Consider the following 23,507-nt stretch of genomic DNA (forward strand, 5'->3'; position numbering starts at 1 on the left):
TAGGGTTGGATGACTATTTATGTAGTAAAAATAATAATATCAAGGCGTTAGAAGTATGGTTGCAGATTGTATAGGCGTAATACACTCTGTCTTCCAATTAATAATTAGATGTATATAAGTTGATTGTTTGATTAATAAAAGATTACAAATTAATACTAATTAATATATTTATTAAATTCGCAAGAAATTTTTTGCAATTTATTTTTCTATCTCAGTTAATGTCAACGTAAGGTATTTGAAAATACTGAATGTAGGCAGCAACTGGAAAATGACGACTACCTGCACCAATGCCTCCATTCATCAATAAAAATGATGGAATCTATGAGGCTCAGAATGAGAACTTCATTATGAATACTTACACACACAAGGCAATATTACACACAGCATTTACTACTGGGCAAAAAAACTCTCCTGCTGTTGAAACAGAATTCGATAGTAATATCAGTCAGATGACAGCAGATCTAAAACCGTGGTTTAAAAATGTACCTTCTCGGTTAGCTGAGTTGGCCAAAAGTATACCAAATGACATAGCTGTTTCTGATCCAGATGAAACGTTGACATTTGGTGAATTGGATCAGCGAATTGAGCGTGCGGCACATGTTTTGCGTTACTACGGTGCCAAAATGGGTAGCAATGTTGCCATTGCAGCCCAGCGGGGTATTTCATGGTTTGTAACCATGCAGGCAATTTGGAGAATAGGGGCAGTGTATATTCCCCTGAATACCATGATGCCGGAAAAACGCCTGAATGATATTCTCGCCAGTCTGCCGGAAAGTATTCTGATATCTGATGATACTGTGTCGGCGGAGCTTAAGGCATCAACATTAATTCCTATGGATGCTATCTTAAATAAGAGAATTCAAGCCAAAGTAGCAGAGAACAGTGATATCCCTGTGTTGGGTGATCACCCTGCTTATGTGATGTTCACTTCCGGTTCTACAGGATTGCCAAAAGCGGTACAAGTACAGCATGACAATCTGGCCGCTTGTCTCTGCGGATTTGGCAAACTGTTGTCAATCAGTCAGCGTGACCATATGTTGGCGTTGACGACGTTCTCTTTTGATATCTCCGTTCTGGAACTCCTGCTGACCATCGTTCATGGTGGCAGTATCTACATTACTTCAATTGATACTCAACGTGATGCAATGGCGTTGTCTGAAATACTGTCGGACTCACGATTCACTTTTGCCCAGGCAACACCGGTGACGTGGTCAATGGCCCTGAATGCCGGCTGGAAGCCTCGCCCAGAAATGGGCATGCTTTGCGGAGGAGAAGCGTTGTCACAAGATCTGGCAGATCAACTGATAGCGACCGGAGGCACACTATGGAACGTCTACGGCCCAACGGAAACAACCATCTGGTCAACCGCTTTCTGCATGAAAAAAGGTGATAAAGTTCAATTGGGTGGCCCTATTCCGGGCACCAGTATCACGATTGTGGATAAACACCTGCGACCTGTTCCCAAAGGAACTGTGGGAGAAATTCTCATCGGTGGATTGGGTGTGACCGCAGGCTATCGCAATAACCCGACTGAAACTGCTAAAAGATATGTCCCCGACATGGCACAAAAAGGCAAAAGGGCCTATTTGACGGGGGATATGGCACGCATGCTTGAAGATGGCTCCTTCATTTATATGGGGAGACAAGATGATCAGGTGAAAGTGCGAGGATATCGAATCGAGTTGGGTGAGATAGAAATTGCATTGAGAAAACAAAATGGCGTACAGGATGCCATTATCCGGGTCTCTGGCAGTGGTGATTTTGCCAAGATCCAAGCGTTTGTACTGTTCAAGCCTAATCTGGTTGTGTCAGGGGATTGGGTGCGCGAAACTCAGGTTTCTCTCAGGGAAGTACTGCATGAGGCCTGGATACCTACCGAATATTACCGCATCCCTTATATTCCGCTGACAAGCAGTGGCAAAAGAGACAAAAAGCGGTTGGAGGAAGTCGCGGAACGATTAAATGCCAGCCATGATGTGGTACAGCCACGAACTGAAACTGAAAAACGCGTTTATGATATTTGGAGTAGCTTACTGGCGACGGATGTATTCGGTATCAATGATGATTTCTTCCAAATCGGGGGACACTCTATTCTTGTCGCCCGCATGGTAGAACACATTGAAAAAGCGTTTTCAATGAGGATTCCGATTTCTGGTATCTATGTTGAGCCGACCGTTGCCAGAATAGCATCCATTTTGGATGAAATGATGGTTGCACGTCAGGCAAATCCTGCTCAGCTTGTAGGAACATATCACAGTGAAGCATTAATTCGCCAGCATGCAGAGACGCTCAGGAATGATGTTTACCTGAAAGAAGGAGTTCGTCCTGATGGATTGGTTCATGCCAATTGGTATCAGCCAGAAAAAGTATTGCTGACAGGCGCGACTGGATATCTTGGGCTGCATTTGCTGGAGCAATTGCTGAAACAAACCTCGGCCAAAGTCATTTGTTTGTGCCGTGCATCTGATGCAGAACATGCTCGTGAAAGAATCAAGGCTGGATTCAAAAATTACCATATTGATGTAGGTAACAAGCTTGATCGTGTAGATTTTGTTATCGGTGATTTGGGACAGCCGCGTTTTGGTTTATTGCCTGAATCATGGGCACAATTGGCCGAAGAGGTTGATGTTATTTACCACAACGGAGCACTGGTTAATTTCATCTATCCTTATAGTGCCTTGAAAAGCATCAACGTTGATGGTACTCGAACCGCGTTGGATCTGGCCTGTACTACACGCTTGAAACATTTTCACTATGTCTCTTCTGTAAACGCACTGTTTGCCACAGAATCACCTCGCCCTTATATGGAAGATGATCGTGCCATGAGTGAGTCAGTTCGTGATCCTTCCGGTTATTCGGGAAGTAAATGGGTATCTGAAGGGATCATCAATATTGCCCGTCAAAGAGGTGTTCCCGTCAGTATTTACCGGCCAGGGCTGATCCTCGGACATACCCGTACAGGAGCTGCACAGGGGAATGATTATCTGATTGCATCTTTGAAAGGTTATCTGGCAATGGGCTTTTATCCTGATCATGCTCTGTTGCTTGATATCGTGCCGGTTGATTATGTGGCAGCTTCACTGGTGCACATCTCCAAGCAGTCGGAGTCCAATGGAAAATTCTTTAATCTGTTTAATCCAGAGCAGGTATCTATCCGGCAATTTTTCGACTGGGTGCAGGATTTTGGTTATATCCTCAACCCTGTGCCATTTAATGAGGGTAAAGATAAGATTCTTGCGTTAGATGATACTCATCCATTGTATCCCTTGATCCCGCTGATCAGAGATATGACAGAAAGACCTTATCGTGCGTTAGATCCGGCTTACGTTGATGAAATCCATCCTGAACTGGAACTGAAGAATACGCTGGCAGGGTTAGCGGCAAGTGATATCCGTTGCCCAACAATTACCGCAGAGTATGTTCATCAGGTATTGCGTTACCTGATTGGTATTGGATTCTTGCCTGCTGCTCTTTCAGAAAGTTTCAAAAAGGAGGCTATAGCATGGAACGGTTAACCGGAAATGATGCCATGAATTGGATGGCTGTCATTAATGATAAAAAGCAGTATTCAGTCTGGCCTGTTGAGTATGAGATCCCGATGGGATGGATGGCAATCTGCAAGACAGGAACAAAAGAAGAATGCTTGAGCCATATCGCTAAAATTTGGCCGGAGCCAACAAAATAGATATCGTTGGTCGACATAGTTAAGCGAATATAGTTAATAGAATATAGTTAAGTGAATTATGGGCACGTCCTTACGGGACATGCCCATTTTCTATGCCATTTCATGCGCGATTCTCACTCGTTTTTGTTCCTTATCAAACAAAAAATACAGGTGTTGTATATATTTTATCTATCCCTGCAAAACATTGACTAGCCGAATACGTGACTGGCATAGAAGCAAAAGAGGAACATCTTGAATGAATGTCGCTCCTGTAACAGAAACTGATGTCATCATTATTGGCGGGGGGCGACAAGTGCAGGAATTGCGAGAGATTGCGACCGTTGTCGTTTGCTCTGCATTTTATTGGAATGTCATAGATTCGTTAGCACATAATTGCGCAGTGAATTTACCGTGATTTGAAGTTCTTGCTGGCGATTTTGCCAATCTTCTTCACCTCCTCTCAAATAGGTCTCCCGCACATTGGCTAAAACTGCGGCCTGTATGGCTGGAAGGCGAGCAGCAGCCCAATCGGCAGCAACATCCTTAGAGACAAATTCTCCAGTAACTAATGTTCGCCACATACGCGCTAGCGTTAGCAGAACGTTGCGTTCATCTCCCTGTAGCGTCTCAATTAAATTCGGTAGGGCATCTTTAATAGCCCGGCGAATGTCTGATCTTGGAATAGCGGGTAGAAGACTGATTGCGTTCGAACCGACCAGAGGTATCGCTTCTTGTCGTGATTGAGCCAACACCAAGGTAAGTTCAGGGTCACAAACAGGCTTGGGAATTTCTCCCATCTCATATTCGTGGCGTAGCCACTCGCCGTAAATGAATTCGCTCTGGGCAGGATAAAGCGATGCAGTGAGATCGGCGCGCAAGAAAACAATCAGTTCAACAGGGCGGCGTCCATCAGGATCAAAAGGATATCGGCCCGATATCATCATTAAATCGGCAGCAAGACTTTCCCGAACCTCAGACGTCATCGGTTGGTCAATGACCACAAGCAAATCTACGTCGCTGAGGGGGCGAAGACCACCAACCACAGCCGAACCATGAAGGTAGACAGCTATCAGCGATTCCGCTAATCGCTTCTGGACGATCAACAATGCTTTATCCGCTTCGGAAGGAATAGTCACTAAACAGCTCATCTTGGATATGGCTAGAATGATGTTTCTGAGGATTTTATCTCCTCAGGCGGCTCCGTCAACCAAATTTTCCGTTGTTCGTATAAACATTACAAGTCTACCCTATTGAATTAATTATTTTTTACCTCCAGTGTTGCGATATTTGGTGATATGTATGGATCTAAGGTGGAAGGTTATGAATTTTTTCAATGGATTGGGATAAGTTTATTTTGTCCGATTAAAGTGAACAATACCGATCACCAAAAATGTGAGTATTCGATAAGTTTGCTCGGGCGGAGCTAGATTTAGCAAGATAATTTCAGCCAGTGAGTCAATTAGGTATGCTATTCGCCTCATTTTGTGAGGCGAATAGCGTTGTTATTTGCCTCATAAAGTGAGTAGAGAGGTCGTTTCCGGCAGAATAGATAATCTTATTGTTCATTTTGAAGCTCCACCTGCCGAAAAATTGCAGGAAGAAATGCCAAAATTTCTTGTCTGGTTCAATCAATCCCGTCATGAATTCAATCTTGATCCAATCTTGCGCGCAGCTATCGTACACTTATGGTTTGTTACGTTGCATCCAATGGAAGATGGTAATGGACGTATTACTCGATTCCTGACTGATTTAGTATTGGCACAAGGAGAAAGCCGTTCTATTCGGTTTTATGCTATGTCAGTGAGTATTTGTGAACGTCGTAAGCAATATTACGAAATACTGGAGCAAACTCAGCGCAGTGGCTTAGATATCACCAATTGGATGGTGTGGTTTCTGCAAACACTTAATAGCACGCTTATTGATAAATTGCAGCAAATTGAGAGTACAGTGAAGAAGACCCGATTTTGGCGCCGTGTCGATCAAAGCCAATTGAGTCAGGAACAAATAAAAGTATTGAATAGAATGTTGGATGGTGATTTTCAGCAAGGTATCAATAGTAGTCAATATCAGAAAATTGCTAAAGTTAGTCGTGCAACTGCGACCCGACATTTAAATCATCTAATAGAACTCAGTTGCTTGGAAAAAACTGAAGCTGGTGGTCGTAGCACACGTTACATTATTCATCATATTTAAATCTATTATTAAAAAATAGCGGCAGTATAAAAAAGTGGAAGATGAATTGAGAGAAATCTTTAGGGCGAGAATTTCCCGCCCTGCAATCGCTGAATCATTTTCGCAATCATTTATTTTCACAATTACTTAATACAGCCAATCCTTGCCCATTCGGTCTGCGGCCAGTATTGCGGCGTAAACCTGCTCTGGTGTCACAGCAAATGGCATATTGTGAATGGTTTCACCTTCGGCACAGCTTGCGATGGCGACTTGCATGATTTTCTGATTCAGTTTTTCATTATCACGTAAGCCCAATTGCTCCAGCGTGACTGGCAGACCTACTTGTACACAGAAATCGAGTACCGTTTCCAACTCTTCACTTGTGCTATTTTCCAATATCAATTGTGTCAGAGTACCAAACGCGACTTTTTCACCGTGATAGAGATGATGACATTCTTCCAACACGGTGAAGCCATTGTGGATGGCGTGAGCCGCTGCCAGGCCTGCACTTTCAAAACCAATGCCGCTGAGATAGGTATTCGCCTCAACAATATTTTCAACTGCTGGTGTACTGACGCCTGCTTCGACCGCTAATTTTGCTTTGTAACCTTCTGCCAGTAAGGTGTCATAACACAGTTTTGCCAATGCCAGACCTGTGGTGGAGGTTGCTCCGCCAGCCATGGTCGGTTTGTGGGCTGCACTGTTGGCCCGCGCCTCAAAGTAGGTCGCGAGTGCATCTCCCATGCCTGCTACAAGTAGACGAACCGGCGCTTTGGCGATGATATTGGTATCCATCAGCACGATATTGGGATTTTGTGGGTATAACAGATAGCTATCAAATTCACCAAGTTCAGTGTAGAGGACAGAAAGGGCACTGGTCGGTGCATCCGTTGAAGCAAGAGTAGGAGAGATAATCACGGGTATTTTGGATTCGTATGCAACAGCTTTGGCAGTATCAAGCGTTTTTCCTCCCCCGATCCCGATAACAGCCTGACATTGATGTTCCAACAGAATGGCAGACAAGCGATGGATCTCATTGCGGCTGCATTCACCGTTGAAAAGCTCGAAATGGCTGGTGATTTCGTGTTCTTCTAGGCTTTTGCTGACGGTATCCCCAATAAGACTCATGACGAAATTATCAGCAATCACGAAGACGTGATCAGCAAGCATTTTGGTGTATTGACCAATGTGAGATAACGCACCTGGTCCCTGAATATATTTGGATGGAGACTGGATCACTTTCAGCATAAGAAATATTCCTTCTTCACTGGAAATTAGGCATGGAGTGTCACAATACTGGCATGGAGCAGGCTACGAACAGTTTCATACCAAAGTCTGTGTTTACCTGCCCATCAACACTATACGGCAAAATATATAGATAAGTTATGGTTAAAAGCAGGAAATGGATGATTGCGAGGAAAATGGAAGACTCCCCCGATTAGGGAGAGTCGTCATTAGGCTTTGGCCGGGATTTTATCTGCCGTTTGGGCGAAAAAAAATTTCAGGATTAAATTCAACAGAATGCCATAAACAGGCAGGAAGAAAAGCATGCAGATAAACAGCTTGAAAGCATAATCTACCAAAGCAATTTCTACCCAATGCGTTGCCATGAATGCATCAGTGCTACGGTAAAATGCGATAAAGAAAAAGGCCAGTGTATCGAGCATATTACCGAAAAACATAGCAGTAGCCGGAGCTATCCACCAGCGACTTTTCTGGCGCAGGCGGTTGAAGACACCAACATCCAATATCTGGCCGAGCACATAAGCCATAAAACTGGCTGTCGCAATGCGGGCGACAAACAAATTAAAGGTTCCCAATGTTTCAAATCCCTGCCATGTCCCCTGGAAAAACAGAGCGGAGATCAGATAAGAGATCAGCAATGCCGGTAGCATGACGGAAATAATGATCCGGCGTGCCAGAGGTGCTCCATAAATACGCACAGTCAGGTCAGTCGCTAAAAAGATAAAGGGAAATGTAAATGCTCCCCAAGTGGTATGAAAACCAAAAATGGAGATGGGTAATTGCACCAGATAGTTACTGGAAGTAATGATCAAAATGTGGAAAAGCGAAAGCCAGATCAATGCCGTGGCCCGCTGTTGCGCAGTCAGTCGGAACATATTGTACCTTTTTGGTGGATGGGGTGAGGGAACCCAAAAAATCAATGCACCTGAAGATCAGGTGGCCGGATCATACGCGCGTTGCGCAATAAAAGTAAAGTACGGCAGTTGACGATATTTTGTAATATAATCCATTGCCATAGATTGTTTGAACCTACAGAGATTGTTATGTCCGATGTTTTCACCAACCCCGACAAAACGCTTGATACGTTGGGATTACGTTGCCCGGAGCCAGTAATGATGGTGCGCAAGACCGTCCGCCATATGGTTGCTGGTCAGACGTTGTTGATCATTGCGGATGATCCGGCCACAACCCGTGATATTCCGGGATTCTGTCGTTTTATGGATCATGCATTGATCGCTCAAGAGACAGAGCAAACTCCTTATCGGTATCTGCTCAGAAAAAAGGCGTCATGCTAGGCTATTAGCATGGAGTTTGGCTATCTATTACCTTACTGGATGCCTTGTTTCTTTTTTCCTTAAATAGCAATCTTGTGTCGTTATAATTTTGAAAAGGTGCATGATAATGCTCTGCACCTTTTCAGTTTGTTAATTTCCTTTATTACTTTTCCATTTGCCTGTCCGTGGCGATGTAGATTAAAACTCCATTTATTGTTTTTGTTATTGCTTCTGTGATTTGACTCTCAACAGCCGAATCGCGTTCGCGGTTACTAACGCAGTGGCTCCTGAATCAGCCAGAACCGCCATCCATAGCCCCGTAATACCCAATAAACTCGTAATAAGAAATACCGCCTTTAAGCCCAATGCAATAGTGATATTTTGACGGATGTTATAATGGGTTGTTCGAGACAGAGCGATAATTTCAGGTAAACCAGTCAGTCGGTTATGTGTTAGGGCTGCATCGGCCGTTTCCAATGCAACATCGGTGCCGCTGCCCATGGCAACTCCGATGCTGGCGGCTTTCATAGCTGGAGCATCGTTGATGCCATCACCGACCATCATGGTGCGGTGTTTTTTATTCAACTCAGTGACGGCTTTCACTTTATCTTCAGGTAACAATCCGGCGCGATAATCAATGCCTAGCTGACCAGCAATGGCTGCTGCGGCTCGGGGGTTGTCACCGGTCAGCATCACTGCTTCGACACCTTGTTTTTTCAGGAGACGGATAGCGTCTATGGCATCCTGACGCAAGGTATCTTGCATTGCTATTAATCCCACAAATTGCTTATCCCGAGTGACTGCAACCGCTGTTTTTCCACCATTCTCCAACTCAGTGACTCTCTGTTTCCATTGTTCGGACAAGGTATTTTCCGGCAATCTTCCAGGGGCTGCGACGAGAATTTTCTGTCCTGACAATTGCCCTTCAACGCCGATCCCAGCCAGTGCCTTGCGATGTTCAGCTTCAACAACTGTCACACCTTTGTTTTCTGCCGCATTCAGGATAGCTTTTGCTAATGGGTGATGGGAGCCACTTTCTACAGCACCCGCCAGTGCCAGTAAGGTTTCTGCACTGATATTTTCTGCGGGTTCAATTTCAGTAACTTGTGGTTTTCCTTCGGTCAATGTACCGGTTTTATCCAGAGCAATTGTACTCACGGCACCAAGCTGTTCCAATGCTGCTCCACCTTTGATAAGGGAACCACGACGCGTTGCTGCGGCCAGTGCGGAAGTAATTGCGGCAGGTGTCGAGATGACCAACGCACACGGACAGCCAATTAAAAGCAGAGTCAGGCCACGGTAGATCCAAGTTTCCCATGAGCCAGCAAAGAACAGTGGTGGGATCAAGACTACCAGCGCTGAGAACAAGATAATCAACGGAGTATAGACGCGACTGAATCGGTCGATAAAACGCTCAATGGGTGCACGACGTTCTTCGGCTTCTTCAATCAGTTGAAGGATGCGATCAATGGCGTTGTGTCCGGGTTCAGAGATTACCTTCATCTGTACAGCACTATCGACAGAAAGACAGCCTGCGGCGACTTTTTCTCCCTGTTGCCGCTCAATCGGAACAGATTCACCGGTCAGGGCACTTTCATCGAAACTGGCAAATGGGCTAAGCAGTTCAGCATCGGTAGGCAAGCGGGCACCCGGAGCTATTTCAATGATATCGCCCGGGCGCAGATCAGCCGCTGATATAGTTTTCTTTTTTCCATCCTTAATCAGCAGGGCTTGATCAGGAACCAATGCCATCAAGGCACTAACGCCACGGCGTGCGCGTCCGGCGGCGTAGGATTCCAGTATTTCCCCCAATTTGAACAGAAGAATAACCATCGCGGCTTCTGCGGTGGCATCAATAAACAAGGCACCAATAGCGGCAACACTCATCAACGTTTCAATGGCGAAGGGTGTGCCGGAACGAATCAGTTTGATGGCTTTGGTCGCAACCGGATATAACCCGATTAGCGTAGTAATGATGAAAGCGATCTGCCCTGCGGGAACATTGACCTTTGATATTCCCCAACTGACAAACATCAAAGCAGTCAGAATAAGAATTGGGGAGAATGTTTTCCAGTGATTGACTGCCGGAGGCAGTTTAGATGTTGAATCCGTCTCTTTGATTTCAAAGCCAGCCTGTTTTACCGCGTGCTCGACGGAGGCGCGAATATCAATATCAGCGTCAACAACCAGTTTCTCTGTTGTAAATAGAACCTTGACCTGCTTGGCTTCTGGTAGTTTTTTCACAGCATTTTCGATCTTTCCTGCACAGCTTGGGCAATCCATGCCTTGGATAATCCAATTAAAACGCTGTCTCGCGGTTAATTCGGGGGGAGTGTTATCCTGTACAGTATGTGCATGATCGTGTGAACAGTGTGCGCCGCTATGTTTATGAGAATGTTCATGAGAGCTATTTTCATAAGAATGTTCATGGGAACTATGCGGATGGTCGTGATTGTGATCATGACATTGATGTGAATGCTCACTTACATCATTGGCGACATCCTGAAGTTCTTCCTTTTGGGAAGGTAAAGAACGTTGGGAAGATGAAGAACTGTGCTGTGATTGCTTATGTTTTTGGGAAGTGGATAACATAGGCGACCTCTTAGAGAGAGTGAAGGTAAATTAGTTTAGATTCACTCTACACTCTGGAGTGAACTCCAGAGTCAAATCGAATAAGAGGAATTCTTTTGATAATTTGTGCTATTTAAGGTGGATTCTCATCATCAACTTCCTCCCTCTTTATGTTATCTGCTTTTTAAGCCTTTGCCCGATAAGAGCGAGCAATCACAGGAACAGTGAACGAATAATTAAAAAATGTCCGATAAAACCACAGGCAGCAACAATCGCTTTTGACAGTTTAAAAGGGAAGCGATAATGAGTAATGATATTGATGCTATGTGCAAGGAGTAGCAGGATAGCACCAGCCATAATAGAAAACCGGCTTGCATTGCTGAATGAAAAATATTGTTCTCCGGCAACCCAAACCATTAGCAGCACCATAACGAAGCTATCTACCACCCGCCAACGCATATGATCCAGACGAGTCCAGATTGTTAGCATGACCATAATGCCTACGACCAGCAAGATCAAAGGGAGTGGGAAGAAGAAATTGAAGCCCATATGTAAAGCAAAGCTGATGGTATATAACAAGTAACTCAGAAATAACGCGATGAATGAGAAGAGTAAATACTTACTGGGGAGCATGCGGAGTGAATCAGAGAGCAATGCAGTAAGAAGGCCAGCAATGATGAAGTAACCTGAAACTTCAAGATTGGGTGCCTGCCAGGCCCATAATAACAGGAGCAACATAGTGACAGGGCGGAAAACCCATTGCTGCCAGTTGGTGCCACGATAGGCGGCATCAATATATAACCATCCAGAGAAAAACACAGCAAGAAACGGCCAACTCATATTTTTCCTTTCCTATATGTTTAACGCCCTTTTTATCAGGCAATTTTATTTTTGATGGGGTTGCTACGGAGAGTATCTTGATTCATCGTTATTAACGAACAAATAATTTTTATTATCAAAAACAAAGAACGTCAATGAGTAATTAGCATAATTACTCATTGACGATATTTGGTTTGCCTCCAATAGGAAGAAGACAGAATGGAACATTTGGTAAGGGACGTTACTTTTTCTCCCCTTCTTTCTCTTTGTGTTGTTTTTTCTGCCAAGCCAATAGCTCAAAAACGCCGAAAAAGAAGATCTTGGCTTGGAGAAAAGCAGGCAGTTTTTGATCTTTAGGCTGGGAGTTTTTCAGCAGAAGCAATTGAAAAGCATGCATGATTATTGTAAAGACCATTGCAATATCCATAAAATATTTCAATGGCTTAGGGAATGGATGAAGCAAATTGAAGATCATGATGCCCCAAACCAAGATCATGATTACTCTTCCTAATTGAATAAACATCATTAACTCCGAAATTATGTTTACTGTTCAGACGTCATATTTACCGCTGGCGAATATATAACCGATAAGCAACTTGTCCAGCGATTTTTTCCCGATGCAGTTTCCAGTTTGGAGGAACTTCTGTTGCCGCAGATTCTGCTTCTGCTTCAACATAAATCCAGCTTTCTTCTGCTAGCCAGCCATTGACTTCCAATAAATTGATTGTTTCAGCCAGCATTCCTTTACGGAATGGGGGATCGAGGAAAACCACATCATAGGGTGTTTCTGCGCCGTTAAGGGATTTGTTGAGGTATTGTAGTGCACTACCTTGTACCACATCGGCATTTTCAGCTTTCAATGAGGCTAGGTTAACCGATAGTTGTTTCGCCACATTGCGATCATATTCAATTAAGGTAGCGTGACTTGCATAACGTGACAAAGCCTCAAACCCAAGAGCACCGCTGCCGGAAAAACAATCCAGGCAACGAGCTTCTTGAATTATCGGCATCAGCCAGTTAAACAGAGTCTCGCGGACGCGATCTGTTGTTGGACGCAGGCCGTCACTATCAGGAACCGGCAATTTTCTCCCACGCCATTTTCCGCCAATAATACGAATTTGCCCCAAAGACGCGCGTTGTGGTTTTTTGATCATAATTTACATAACTTAATCATTTGTCATCCGATGCTATTAAATAATATCTGGCGGAGACAAAAAGTGAGTGAAAATGAAGAAATCCATTGATTAATTTACCATGAAATCCGCTATAGATATGTGTTGTGGTGTGATGAAAATGTTAGACTGGATTTTATCACCGTTAGAACCTGTCCCAGTAGATAAAACAGCATATATCTAATAGATTTCTGGTTGTCATGAAGCCAACAGCGCTGTGGTTTGAAAGATGAAAATATCATGGGATAGGCTGTTATAACGCCATAATTAACCGCGAGGAGTGTAGTGGCCGATGGCAAAAGAGAAAAAAAAAGGTTTCTTCTCTTGGTTCGGACTTGGTCGTCAAGATAAGAAGCAGCAAGAAGAACAAGCTGAACAAGAAAGAATAGCTACGGAAGAAGCAGTCCGCCGTGCTGCCGAAGAAGCCGAACAGCAGCGTCTGGCGGAAGAAGTGGCTCGCCGTGCTGCGGAAGAAGCTGAACAGCAACGTTTGGCGGAAGAAGTGGCTCGCCGTGCTGCGGAAGAAGCCGAGCAGCAACGTCTGGCGGAAGAAGTGGCTCGCCGTGCTGCGGAAGAAGCTGAACAGCAACGTCTGGCGGAAGAAGCAGCCCGCCGTGCTGCCGAAGAAGCCGAACAGCAGCGTCTGGCGGAAGAAGTGGTTCGCCGTGCTGCGGAAGAAGCTGAACAGCAACGTTTGGCGGAAGAAGTGGCTCGCCGTGCTGCGGAAGAAGCCGAACAGCAACGTCTGGCGGAAGAAGCAGCCCATCGTGCTGCGGAAGAAGCTGAACAGCAGCGTTTAGCGGAAGAAGCAGCCCATCGTGCCGCTGAAGAAGCTGAGCAGCAACGTTTGGCGGAAGAAGCAACCCGTCAGGCAGAAGAACAAGCAGCATTACCGAAGGAACAAGAACGGCCAACCAAAGAAGGTTTTTTTGCTCGTCTGAAACGTAGCTTAGTTAAAACCCGTCAAAATCTTGGCTCTGGTTTCTTAGGGCTATTCCGTGGTAAGAAAATTGATGATGATCTGTTTGACGAACTGGAAGAGCAGTTACTGATTGCGGATGTGGGGGTCGAAACTACCCGTAAGATCATTACTAACCTGACAGCTCACGCCAGCCGCAAGGAGCTGAAAGATGCAGAAGCGCTTTACTCTAAACTGAAAGAAGAGATGTCAGACATTTTGGCGAAAGTTGATAAGCCGCTGGAAATTGAAGGTAAATCGCCTTATGTCATTTTGATGGTGGGAGTGAATGGTGTTGGCAAAACGACCACTATTGGTAAATTGGCGCGTCAATATCAGTCTCAGGGCAAATCAGTCATGCTGGCGGCCGGGGATACCTTCCGTGCGGCAGCAGTAGAGCAGTTACAGGTTTGGGGTGATCGCAACAAAATTCCTGTGGTTGCCCAACATACGGGCGCAGATCCGGCCTCAGTGATTTTTGATGCTATTCAATCAGCCAAGGCTAAAGGCGTTGATATCCTGATTGCGGATACCGCAGGGCGCTTGCAGAACAAATCCCATCTGATGGAAGAACTGAAAAAAATCGTTCGGGTGATGAAAAAACTGGACGAAGAAGCACCTCATGAAATTATGCTGACTCTGGATGCAAGTACAGGTCAGAATGCAGTAAGTCAGGCTAAACTATTCCATGAAGCTGTGGGATTGACGGGTATTTCACTGACAAAACTGGATGGTACTGCGAAAGGGGGGGTTATCTTCGCTATTGCCGATCAATTTGAGATCCCAATCCGCTACATTGGCGTGGGTGAAGGAATTGAAGATCTCCGTCCATTTAAGGCAGACGACTTTATTGAGGCTCTTTTTGCCCGAGAGGATTAACTATTAATGATTCGCTTTGAACAGGTCAGTAAAGCCTACCTTGGAGGTCGGCAGGCGCTGCAAGGGGTGGATTTTCATCTGCTTCCAGGAGAAATGGCATTTTTAACCGGTCACTCAGGGGCTGGTAAAAGTACACTTTTGAAACTTATCTGTGGTATCGAACGCCCTAGCGCAGGCCATATTTGGTTTTCTGGTCATGACATCAGCCGACTAAAATCCCGGGAGATCCCTTTTCTGCGTCGTCAGATCGGCATGATTTTTCAGGATCATCACCTGCTTTTGGATCGCACGGTATACGAAAACGTTGCTATGCCACTGATTATCTCAGGGGCAAGCGCTGAAGACATTCGTCGACGAGTCTCTGCGGCGTTGGATAAGGTCGGCTTGCTGGACAAAGCGAAAAATTTCCCCATTCAGCTTTCTGGAGGAGAACAACAGCGTGTTGGGATCGCCCGCGCAGTGGTGAACAAGCCAACCGTACTGTTGGCGGATGAACCGACGGGAAATTTGGATGGGGAATTATCAGAGGGGATCATGCGTCTGTTTGAAGAATTTAACCGAGTTGGTGTAACGGTTCTGATGGCTACCCATGATATCGCTCTTATTGAACGAAGAAATATTGAACGAAGAAATTACCGTACCTTGATCCTGAATCAGGGACGTATGCAAGGAAGACAGCATGGCTAAGCATGTCCGTCATTCAGCGAAAAAAACACAGTCCCAAACAGCCAAGTCCAAATCATTGAAAGGAGGGTGGCGTGTACAGTGGCGTTATGCATGGAAAAGCACTCTGTCTGATATGTTTGGCCAACCGCTGGCAACATTGCTGACCATTATGGTGATAGCCATTTCCCTGACCTTGCCGAGTGTGTTTTATATTGTTTGGAAAAACGTCAACCAAGCAGTGATACAGTGGTATCCCGTTCCACAACTCACAGTCTATTTGGATAAATCACTGAATGACAATAGCGCCAAACAGGTGATTGATCAGTTGAAAGGCATGGATGGCGTGAAATCGGTGAATTATCTTTCCCGCGAAGAAGCTGTAAACGAATTCCGTGCATGGTCGGGGTTTGCCAGCGCACTGGAACTGCTGGAGGAAAATCCTCTTCCGGCGGTCGCCATCGTTTCTCCCAAATTGAATTTCCAAAATACTCAGACACTAACGACATTACGAGATCAGGTTGCGCAGATTAAAGGTATTGAAGAAGTCAGGATGGATGATAGTTGGTTTTCCCGCTTGACTGTCTTGACCGCCCTTGTTGGCAGAATTGCCGCTGTGATAAGTATTTTAATGGTGGTTGCATTGCTCTTGGTCATTGGTAACAGTGTCCGGCTGAGCATCTTTAGCCGGCGTGAGACGATTAACGTCATGAAGCTGATTGGGGCAACTGATGGTTTTATTCTGCGTCCTTTCCTTAATGGTGGAGCCTTATTGGGGATTTTGGGGGCAATATTCTCGCTGATCCTTTCCTCTCTGTTGGTGTGGAAACTTTCTGATGTGGTTACGGAAGTCGCGAGTGTCTTTGGAACAAGCTTTAGGCTGTATGGTTTGGGGTGGGATGAAGCACTCTTATTAGTGCTTATTTCGGGTATGATTGGTTGGACTGCGGCATGGTTTGCGACAATTCAGCATTTGCGTCGTTTTAGGCCGGAATAAAGGCGTTTGCAAGGCCTGATAGTGAACTTTTAGGCTTAATCGTTGCCTAACTCACAGTTATGGCTTTGTACTGATATTCACACAATTGAGACGATTTGAATATGATCTTTACGGTGGTAAAATAGACGTATCTTTGACTTAAATAAATCTCATTGGTTAATTCAGGCAAATCTGAAAGCCATCAATTTGGATCTAATTTTGAGAGAATTTGAATGACAAAAGAAATGCAAACTTTGGCATTAGTTCCACAAGGTAGTTTGGAAGGGTACATCCGTGCCTCCAATGCTTATCCTATGCTTTCCGCAGAGGAAGAGAGGGAACTGGCAGAAAGGCTGCATTACCAGGGAGATCTGGATGCAGCGAAAAAGCTGATTCTTTCTCACCTGCGCTTCGTTGTTCATGTTGCCCGCAGTTATGCCGGTTATGGTCTGCCGCAAGCGGATTTAATTCAGGAAGGCAATATTGGCCTGATGAAAGCGGTTCGTCGATTTAATCCAGAAGTAGGCGTGCGTCTGGTTTCTTTTGCGGTTCACTGGATTAAGGCAGAAATCCATGAATATGTATTGCGTAATTGGCGTATTGTGAAAGTTGCAACAACAAAAGCTCAGCGCAAGCTGTTCTTTAACTTGCGCAAGGCTAAACAACGTCTGGGATGGTTCAATCAGGATGAAGTTGATCTGGTCGCCAAAGAATTAGGTGTGACCAGCAAAGATGTCCGAGAAATGGAATCTCGCATGTCAGCGCAGGATATGGCATTTGATATGTCCTCTGATGATGACAATCACGATAGCCATCCGGTGGCGCCGGTGCTGTATTTGCAAGACAAAGCTTCTGACTTTGCCGATGGCATTGAAGAAGATAACTGGGAAAGTCACGCTGCGGATAAACTTTCTGTGGCGATGGAAGGACTGGATGAGCGTAGCCAAGACATCATTCGCTCCCGTTGGTTGGATGATGACAGCAAAACCACTTTGCAGGAATTGGCAGATAAATATGGTGTATCTGCCGAGCGTGTTCGACAGCTAGAAAAAAATGCAATGAAGAAGTTGCGACTGGCTATTGAGGCGTAAACGCTTAGACTTATTAATGGCATGCCATTTAGTTGCATATAATGAGTTGAGTAAAACTTGCTAGATTAAAAAGCGATAATTTGTTTTATCGCTTTTTATTAGGTTCTTCGCATCTTAGTGTGAAGGTTGTTACGATATGGATTCATTCATGAGAGACCCCCCGCATATGAGTACCACCGAGAAAGCAATTAAATAAGCCGCAGCAACCATAGTTTTTCGGTTGTTGCGGCGTTCTCAGGAACCACATAGCTACGAGATCGCCGCCAAATCCTTAACTTGAGGAGATGGACTCATGCACTCAAAAGATTTTTCCTGGCAATATTCTCTTACCGCTACAATATTACTGTTATCACCTTTCGATTTACTGGCATCACTGGGCATGGATATGTATCTACCCGTAGTGCCTTTTATAGCCGATGTACTTGGTGCAGGAGCTGGGACTATCCAGCTAACGTTGACGGCATATCTGGTTCTGTTAGGAGCCGGTCAGCTTCTATTCGGCCCGCTGTCAGATCGGCTTGGTCGTCGCCCTGTTTTACTTGGTGGGGGGATTGCTTACATTGCGGCTTCATTCGGCCTCACTGTAGCTTCATCACCAGAAGTTTTTCTGAGCTTCCGGGTTATTCAAGCCTGTGGTGCTTCGGCATGCCTCGTAACCACTTTCGCGACTATACGCGACATCTATTCGGGTCGTGAGGAAGGCAACATCATCTATGGCTTACTTAGCTCTATGCTTGCGATGGTTCCAGCAGTAGGCCCACTGCTAGGAGTGTTGGTTGATACTTGGCTGGGGTGGCGAGCAATCTTTGGTTTGCTAGGGGGCGTAATGACAGTAACTGTTATTGTAGCCTGGAAACTTTGGCCAGAGACTCGACGGCAACGGATGGCAGACTTTCAGTGGTCGCAGCTACTTTTTCCTGTAAAACGCCTGAATTTTTGGCTGTATACGCTCTGCTACAGCGCAGGAATGGGTAGTTTCTTCGTCTTTTTTTCGACAGCCCCTTGGCTAATGATGGGCCGACAAGGGTTATCGCAGCTTAACTTCAGCTTGCTATTTGCAACAGTGGCCATCGCAATGATAGTTACTTCACGAATCGTGGGAGGTCTGATTGCCCGGTGGGGAAGCCTCAACATGTTACGGGCGGGAATGTGCTGCCTGATAGCAGGAGCACTGTTGCTGGCTGCTGGAGAGACACTTATGCCTAAGTCGGTATTTGGCTTCATCGCCCCAATGTGGCTTGTCGGTGTTGGGATTGCTATTGCGGTTTCTGTGGCACCTAATGGTGCGCTTCGAGGTTTCGATCATATAGCAGGGACTGCTACAGCAGTCTACTTCTGCTTGGGAGGGTTATTGTTAGGGAGCATCGGAACACTCGCCATTACACTTTTATCCAGCACAACTTCCTGGCCGATTATCGCTTATTGCTTAATCTTAGCAACAGCAGTGCTTTGTCTGTCCTGCTTTAATCCCAACAGACTTCATATTAGCAGTGAACAGTGAAGAGCATGATGCCCTTGCGTCACGAGGAATTGGTAGCCCGCAATCGGACAATGATCATGACTAAAGCGTTTTGGGAGGTATGAACAATCGGATTACAGTCATTAAGCGGATGAGCTATGGATACCGCGACACGGATGACTTCTTTTGAAGATTGTAGTGGTACAAATTCGTGTAAATTTATTATTTATGGATTGAGCCGTATGTCACCTGTTGCCATTATGCTGTTGGGAACGGGAACACTTGCTGGCATTGTTGCCAATTCTGAGTGCTACTCTTTGGAATATTTGGCTTTGCTGGTTAGGGGCGCCAGAAAATATGCGTCAGAGAGCCGAGGAAATTGATTATGAAAATTGTGATTGCCCCTGATTCATTTAAGGAAAGCCTGAGTGCCTTGCAAGTGGCACAGGCGATAGAGCAGGGTTTTAAGGAAGTTTATCCACAAGCAGACTATATTAAGTTGCCCATGGCAGATGGAGGAGAAGGGACAGTCGAATCGCTGGTCACCGCCACAGGAGGACAACGTATCGTATGTACTGTTACTGATCCTTTGGGACAGCCTGTTGAGGCATTTTTTGGCCTGCTTGGAGACGGAAAAACCGCAGTAATTGAAATGGCGGCGGCCTCTGGGTTGCATTTGGTGCCTGTGGAGCAGCGTAACCCTCTGGTAACAACAAGTTATGGGACGGGAGAGTTGATTCTGGCTGCATTGGAACACGGCGCGAGCAAACTGATATTAGGCATTGGAGGCAGTGCAACCAACGATGGTGGCGCAGGTATGATGCAGGCACTGGGGGCGAATTTATCGGATGGTGATGGTCGTATTCTGCCATTTGGCGGCGCAGCATTAACCCGTCTGGAAAGCATCGACTTAACGAATCTGGACTTACGTCTCAGGCAAATTGAACTCACCGTGGCTTGTGATGTGGATAACCCATTATGTGGTGAACAGGGGGCATCAGCGGTGTTTGGCCCACAAAAAGGAGCGACCCCGGAGATGGTTAAATCGCTGGATTCTGCATTGCATCACTATGGAATGAAAATAGAATCCCTAACGGGGAACAGTGTGATTGATACTGCTGGTGCAGGTGCGGCGGGAGGAATGGGCGCTTCCTTATTGGGATGTTTGGGGGCGAGATTGCAGTCAGGCATTGAGATTGTTATCGATACCTTGAAGCTGGAAGAGGCCATTCAGGGCGCGGATCTAGTCATTACGGGGGAAGGCCGTATAGATAGTCAGACCATACACGGTAAAACGCCCATTGGTGTTGCCCGTGTTGCGAAAAAATTTGGTATTCCCACCATTGCGTTAGTTGGGGGAATGAGCCGGGATTATCACGTTGTGCATCAACATGGGTTGGATGCAGTCTTTTCCATCATACCAGAGGCTTGCTCCCTGTCAGATGCCCTTGCCAATAGCGCTGATAACTTGCAGGTAACAGCACGTAATATTGCAGCGGTTTGGGCTATTTCTCGTTGAATACTATGCTATTTTTGAATTCTTTTGATTTTTCAGTCTATCTTGCTCAGTACATTATGCGGGGAGCTATCTCTTGGGTTGGCACCCACTATCATTATGCAGATTTTCGATACCAACCAGCAGTTGCATGATGAGGGCATGACCATTTTTCTGGTTGAACAGAATTCGAATCAAGCGCTGAAACTAGCTGATTGTGGTTATATGCTCGAAAACGGACATATTGTTTTGGAAGAACAAGCAAGGCATTGCTAGCCAATAAAGCGGTCAGAAATGCCTAATTACTGGGTTACTCAGTCTTACCATGTCGTTGAGTCATAATGACAGTAAAACCAATAGATACAGTAAATAACAGTGCTCCTACTAAGAATATCCATTCATAGCGATTATTAAATAACAAGAGGCTGCCAACCATTGGGCCAACGGCCATTCCCATATATCTGATGAAATTATACATCCCGATTACAGTTGCTCGTTCTTCCACAAACTTTGCTAACAGCAAAGAGGTATGTGTAGGTGTCGATATCCCTAAAGTGAAACCGTATAAAGCGGTGACAATGATTAAAGTGGGAATACCGAATCGATATGTGATGGAAAATAACAGAATGAAGCTCATATTTAACAAGCTACTGATAATAAGACCATTTATCTCAGATAGTCGATGATGAAGTAAACGGTGACTGTAACTGCCAACAATCATTGTCAATGACATGGGAATGTACATCCAACCAATATCGGCAGGGCTGAAGCCATATTCTTCATTTAAAATAATGGGTAAAAAAGTTAAAAAGCAGAAGTAACAATAGAACAGTATAAAGCCAATACAGAAAACGGATTGTGCGATGCGGTCTGACAAAATTTCACGGAAGTGAAAGGACATTCTTTGGGAACGTTCTGATTGTTCCGGCTTGGTTTTTGGCTTAGTTTCTGGCAGCCACAGCAAGTTGCTGACAAGCATTAACCCGCCAATAACAGCAATAAATTGGAAAATCGCAACATAGCCATTTAATTCGGCTAAATAGCCGCCGATCAATGGCCCAGAAGCAGGCGACAGTGTTAACAACATTTGATAAGTACTGATGGCTTTAGCACGTTGCTGACCTTCATACAGATCGCCAATGATTGTCGCTGCAATAACAGGAATAGCTGCAATTCCAATGGATTGAACAATTCGAAAGGCAATCAGCCAATAAATATCGGAAGTCATCGCACAACCAATAGATCCAATGACGGAGATAGCAAGGGCAGGAAGTAAAATGGCTTTTCGACCTTTACTATCAGCTAATGGGCCGTACACGATTTGCATAACAGCTAAAACAAATGTGAATGCTGATACTGTTAGGTTTACCAAAGGCAGGGACGTATTGAATAACTCTTTTATAGTAGGGATAACGGGAGCATAGATATTTTGAGCGAGAGAGCCGAGTAGGGCACTAAAGCACACTAGGTAGAAGATCACTTTTATATTACGGATTGAGCTACATCTATTCATCTTTTTTCTCCATATTGTTTCCAAGGAAACAATATGGAGGTTAATAAATGGGTAGATTTTGTAAAGATCTTTTTTATCTTTTTTGGGTATGATGTTCGAAATATTTTCCTTGGAAATCGTTGTAAATGAATAACCGAACAGTTTACCAACGCGAGATTCTTACTGCTGTTAACCACTTGATACACTTAAGAGGCAGTACTAAGAGGGGACATCATGAAGAGGCACTCCGTGAATATGGACTCAGTGACTACTCATTGTCTGAATTACATGTGATTCAGAGTATCGGGGTATCGGGATTATTAAATATCACGAGTATCAGCCAAGCAATGGGGATGACCAAGGGCGCGATCTCAAAAATCTGTGCAAAACTTCTCCAACGTTCTATCGTTGAAAAACTGAAAATGGCAGATAATCAGAAAGAAACTTATTTTAGTTTGACTGATGATGGAAAGCGGATCTTTGCTGCTCATGAAAAACTGCATCAGCAAGCAGAAGCAAGGTGGTTGAAACTATTGGAAAACTACTCGGCGGAAGAGCTGATGACCATTAAGCGATTTATTGTCGATATCGCTGATATGATGGGACACACCCGATAATGAAATGCATAATTTTACAGTGATATTTGACAAGAGTCAGAAGCCGGATTGGGTAATTGAAATCAATGACACAATAGGCTTCTGACGAATTTATCTTGTCCCATTTAACAACCATTTTTCCCTATAGTTGTTTCAGCAATGGGAGTAAATTGATCCGTGAGTTTATTAACAGTATTGTCCTCTTTTTTACCTTCTATACAATCTTGGAAAAACCAATCTATCTGAGTATCTAATATTCTAGCAATATCAACAAGATGGTTTATATTAATTCGGTTTGTTCCCCTTTCATAACGTGAAAGTTGTTGTTGACTGATACCAATCTGCTTCGCTAATGCTGTTGCAGTGATACCCTGTTCTTTCCTCTTGGTTTGAATGCGTTTCCCGACTGATAGATTTGCATCGTCCATATCTTATCCTTTTTAATCAGTAAGTTATGGCGTCATCAATGAGACTTGCCGGAGCTTAAAATTAGTTGGATTTTTGCTCCGCCAGTAGCTTGTAAAATAGAGCCTGCCTTGACGGATTTATTACCGTTCACGGTATGCTTATTGTTACCACCTGACTCGCCGTTTTGTTTTCTGATATGCGTCTTTTTTTGTAATGACATGATTTTTTTATTAACGTTTTGTAAAAAACAGTCCCTCCTTGAAACAAGGAATGTTCTTCCATGATATGAATTACATTTTTCTGTCTTATCGCGACCTCCTACATATTTTTTCGACTGCATTTCCGATGCGGCTTAAACAGAATTTCTGTTCTCCTTGCACGAGAGATAACTAATATTCTCCTAGTTTTTACTTTATGGGATTTTATGTAATTATCTATAAATTATTTTATTGATTTACAACGATTTTTTTGTCATTCAATAAGATAAATACGCAAAAAATAATAAATAGTTCCCTAATTTCATATTAATTGACATCTTTTATTCTTATTGGCGATTTTTTTAGATTATAAACT

21 protein-coding genes and 3 pseudogenes are annotated in these 23,507 nt (G+C 44.5%); 14 read left to right on the top strand and 10 right to left on the bottom strand.

Features of this window, described 5'->3' with window-relative positions; genetic code table 11:
• Positions 1–347: 347 nt before the first annotated feature.
• Both PSI14_RS16705 and PSI14_RS16710 read left to right on the top strand, forming a co-directional pair.
• Positions 348–3,515 carry a thioester reductase domain-containing protein gene (locus PSI14_RS16705; RefSeq protein WP_273576973.1) on the top strand — a complete coding sequence of 1,056 codons (3,168 nt, stop codon included), beginning with the start codon at positions 348–350 and terminating at the stop codon, positions 3,513–3,515.
• On the top strand, positions 3,503–3,685 hold the full coding sequence (locus PSI14_RS16710) for an MbtH family NRPS accessory protein (protein ID WP_273576975.1): 183 nt from the start codon (positions 3,503–3,505) through the stop codon (positions 3,683–3,685). Before PSI14_RS16705 ends, PSI14_RS16710 begins: the two co-directional genes overlap by 13 nt.
• A 350-nt stretch (positions 3,686–4,035) precedes the next feature.
• Here PSI14_RS16710 and PSI14_RS16715 read toward each other — a convergent pair whose 3' ends face one another.
• Positions 4,036–4,812 carry an aminoglycoside adenylyltransferase family protein gene (locus PSI14_RS16715; RefSeq protein ID WP_273576977.1) on the bottom strand — a complete coding sequence of 259 codons (777 nt, stop codon included), beginning with the start codon at positions 4,810–4,812 and terminating at the stop codon, positions 4,036–4,038.
• Between the two features lie 379 nt (positions 4,813–5,191).
• Here PSI14_RS16715 and PSI14_RS16720 point away from each other — a divergent pair.
• Positions 5,192–5,857, top strand: a pseudogene (locus PSI14_RS16720) (Fic family protein); the annotation flags it as partial.
• A 126-nt stretch (positions 5,858–5,983) separates the two neighbouring features.
• Here the strand turns inward: PSI14_RS16720 and PSI14_RS16725 are convergent.
• Together PSI14_RS16725 and PSI14_RS16730 are read right to left on the bottom strand one after the other, a co-directional pair.
• A complete protein-coding gene (locus PSI14_RS16725) occupies positions 5,984–7,084 on the bottom strand; it encodes a glycerol dehydrogenase (RefSeq protein WP_273576979.1) in 1,101 nt (366 codons plus the stop codon).
• Positions 7,085–7,290: 206 nt separating this feature from the next.
• Complete coding sequence (locus PSI14_RS16730; protein WP_273576981.1) at positions 7,291–7,956, bottom strand: 7-cyano-7-deazaguanine/7-aminomethyl-7-deazaguanine transporter; 666 nt, start codon at positions 7,954–7,956, stop codon at positions 7,291–7,293.
• A gap of 168 nt (positions 7,957–8,124) precedes the next feature.
• Between PSI14_RS16730 and tusA the strand changes: the two genes are divergently transcribed.
• Positions 8,125–8,376, top strand: a complete 252-nt coding sequence (tusA, locus tag PSI14_RS16735) for a sulfurtransferase TusA (RefSeq protein ID WP_273576983.1) — start codon at positions 8,125–8,127, stop codon at positions 8,374–8,376.
• 201 nt (positions 8,377–8,577) lie between these two features.
• Here the strand turns inward: tusA and PSI14_RS16740 are convergent, their stop codons facing one another.
• The 4 genes from PSI14_RS16740 to rsmD all read right to left on the bottom strand — a co-directional run bounded on the left by PSI14_RS16740 (position 8,578) and on the right by rsmD (position 12,899).
• A complete protein-coding gene (locus PSI14_RS16740; RefSeq protein ID WP_273576985.1) occupies positions 8,578–10,947 on the bottom strand; it encodes a zinc/cadmium/mercury/lead-transporting ATPase in 2,370 nt (789 codons plus the stop codon).
• 192 nt (positions 10,948–11,139) lie between these two features.
• On the bottom strand, positions 11,140–11,766 hold the full coding sequence (locus tag PSI14_RS16745) for a lysoplasmalogenase (protein ID WP_273576988.1): 627 nt from the start codon (positions 11,764–11,766) through the stop codon (positions 11,140–11,142).
• A gap of 220 nt (positions 11,767–11,986) precedes the next feature.
• Positions 11,987–12,268: a DUF1145 family protein gene (locus PSI14_RS16750; RefSeq protein WP_273576989.1), complete on the bottom strand. Its 282-nt coding sequence runs from the start codon at positions 12,266–12,268 to the stop codon at positions 11,987–11,989.
• 40 nt (positions 12,269–12,308) lie between these two features.
• Complete coding sequence (gene rsmD, locus PSI14_RS16755; RefSeq protein WP_273576990.1) at positions 12,309–12,899, bottom strand: 16S rRNA (guanine(966)-N(2))-methyltransferase; 591 nt, start codon at positions 12,897–12,899, stop codon at positions 12,309–12,311.
• Between the two features lie 310 nt (positions 12,900–13,209).
• Here rsmD and ftsY point away from each other — a divergent pair, with 310 nt between their 5' ends.
• The 9 genes and pseudogenes from ftsY to PSI14_RS16795 all read left to right on the top strand — a co-directional run.
• Positions 13,210–14,754 carry a signal recognition particle-docking protein FtsY gene (gene ftsY, locus PSI14_RS16760; protein WP_273576991.1) on the top strand — a complete coding sequence of 515 codons (1,545 nt, stop codon included), beginning with the start codon at positions 13,210–13,212 and terminating at the stop codon, positions 14,752–14,754.
• Positions 14,755–14,760: 6 nt separating this feature from the next.
• Positions 14,761–15,441: a cell division ATP-binding protein FtsE gene (ftsE, locus tag PSI14_RS16765; RefSeq protein ID WP_273576992.1), complete on the top strand. Its 681-nt coding sequence runs from the start codon at positions 14,761–14,763 to the stop codon at positions 15,439–15,441.
• Positions 15,434–16,414: a permease-like cell division protein FtsX gene (ftsX, locus tag PSI14_RS16770; protein ID WP_273576993.1), complete on the top strand. Its 981-nt coding sequence runs from the start codon at positions 15,434–15,436 to the stop codon at positions 16,412–16,414. Before ftsE ends, ftsX begins: the two co-directional genes overlap by 8 nt.
• Positions 16,415–16,626: 212 nt before the next feature.
• On the top strand, positions 16,627–17,484 hold the full coding sequence (gene rpoH, locus PSI14_RS16775; RefSeq protein WP_273576994.1) for an RNA polymerase sigma factor RpoH: 858 nt from the start codon (positions 16,627–16,629) through the stop codon (positions 17,482–17,484).
• Between the two features lie 292 nt (positions 17,485–17,776).
• Positions 17,777–19,049, top strand: a pseudogene (gene cml / locus PSI14_RS16780) (CmlA/FloR family chloramphenicol efflux MFS transporter).
• 15 nt (positions 19,050–19,064) lie between these two features.
• Positions 19,065–19,133 (top strand): hypothetical protein, encoded by a 69-nt coding sequence (locus PSI14_RS20290; RefSeq protein ID WP_370688875.1) that lies wholly within the window; start codon positions 19,065–19,067, stop codon positions 19,131–19,133.
• Positions 19,102–19,326: a hypothetical protein gene (locus PSI14_RS16785; RefSeq protein WP_273577000.1), complete on the top strand. Its 225-nt coding sequence runs from the start codon at positions 19,102–19,104 to the stop codon at positions 19,324–19,326. Before PSI14_RS20290 ends, PSI14_RS16785 begins: the two co-directional genes overlap by 32 nt.
• A 2-nt stretch (positions 19,327–19,328) precedes the next feature.
• The gene (locus PSI14_RS16790; RefSeq protein WP_273576995.1) at positions 19,329–20,462 is read left to right on the top strand and encodes a glycerate kinase; all 1,134 of its coding nucleotides are present in this window, start codon (positions 19,329–19,331) and stop codon (positions 20,460–20,462) included.
• Between the two features lie 54 nt (positions 20,463–20,516).
• Positions 20,517–20,740: pseudogene (locus PSI14_RS16795) on the top strand (branched-chain amino acid ABC transporter ATP-binding protein); the annotation flags it as partial.
• Positions 20,741–20,748: 8 nt separating this feature from the next.
• Here the strand turns inward: PSI14_RS16795 and PSI14_RS16800 are convergent.
• The gene (locus PSI14_RS16800; protein ID WP_273576996.1) at positions 20,749–21,951 is read right to left on the bottom strand and encodes an MFS transporter; all 1,203 of its coding nucleotides are present in this window, start codon (positions 21,949–21,951) and stop codon (positions 20,749–20,751) included.
• A gap of 125 nt (positions 21,952–22,076) precedes the next feature.
• Between PSI14_RS16800 and PSI14_RS16805 the strand changes: the two genes are divergently transcribed.
• Complete coding sequence (locus PSI14_RS16805) at positions 22,077–22,547, top strand: MarR family transcriptional regulator (protein ID WP_273576997.1); 471 nt, start codon at positions 22,077–22,079, stop codon at positions 22,545–22,547.
• Positions 22,548–22,651: 104 nt separating this feature from the next.
• On the opposite strand, the gene PSI14_RS16810 is transcribed toward PSI14_RS16805, so the two are convergent.
• Complete coding sequence (locus PSI14_RS16810) at positions 22,652–22,954, bottom strand: helix-turn-helix domain-containing protein (protein ID WP_273576998.1); 303 nt, start codon at positions 22,952–22,954, stop codon at positions 22,652–22,654.
• A gap of 35 nt (positions 22,955–22,989) precedes the next feature.
• A complete protein-coding gene (locus tag PSI14_RS16815) occupies positions 22,990–23,274 on the bottom strand; it encodes a hypothetical protein (protein ID WP_273576999.1) in 285 nt (94 codons plus the stop codon).
• Positions 23,275–23,507 lie beyond the last annotated feature (233 nt).

Origin of the sequence: Xenorhabdus anantnagensis, assembly GCF_028598555.1 — a bacterium.
Classification (GTDB): domain Bacteria; phylum Pseudomonadota; class Gammaproteobacteria; order Enterobacterales; family Enterobacteriaceae; genus Xenorhabdus; species Xenorhabdus anantnagensis.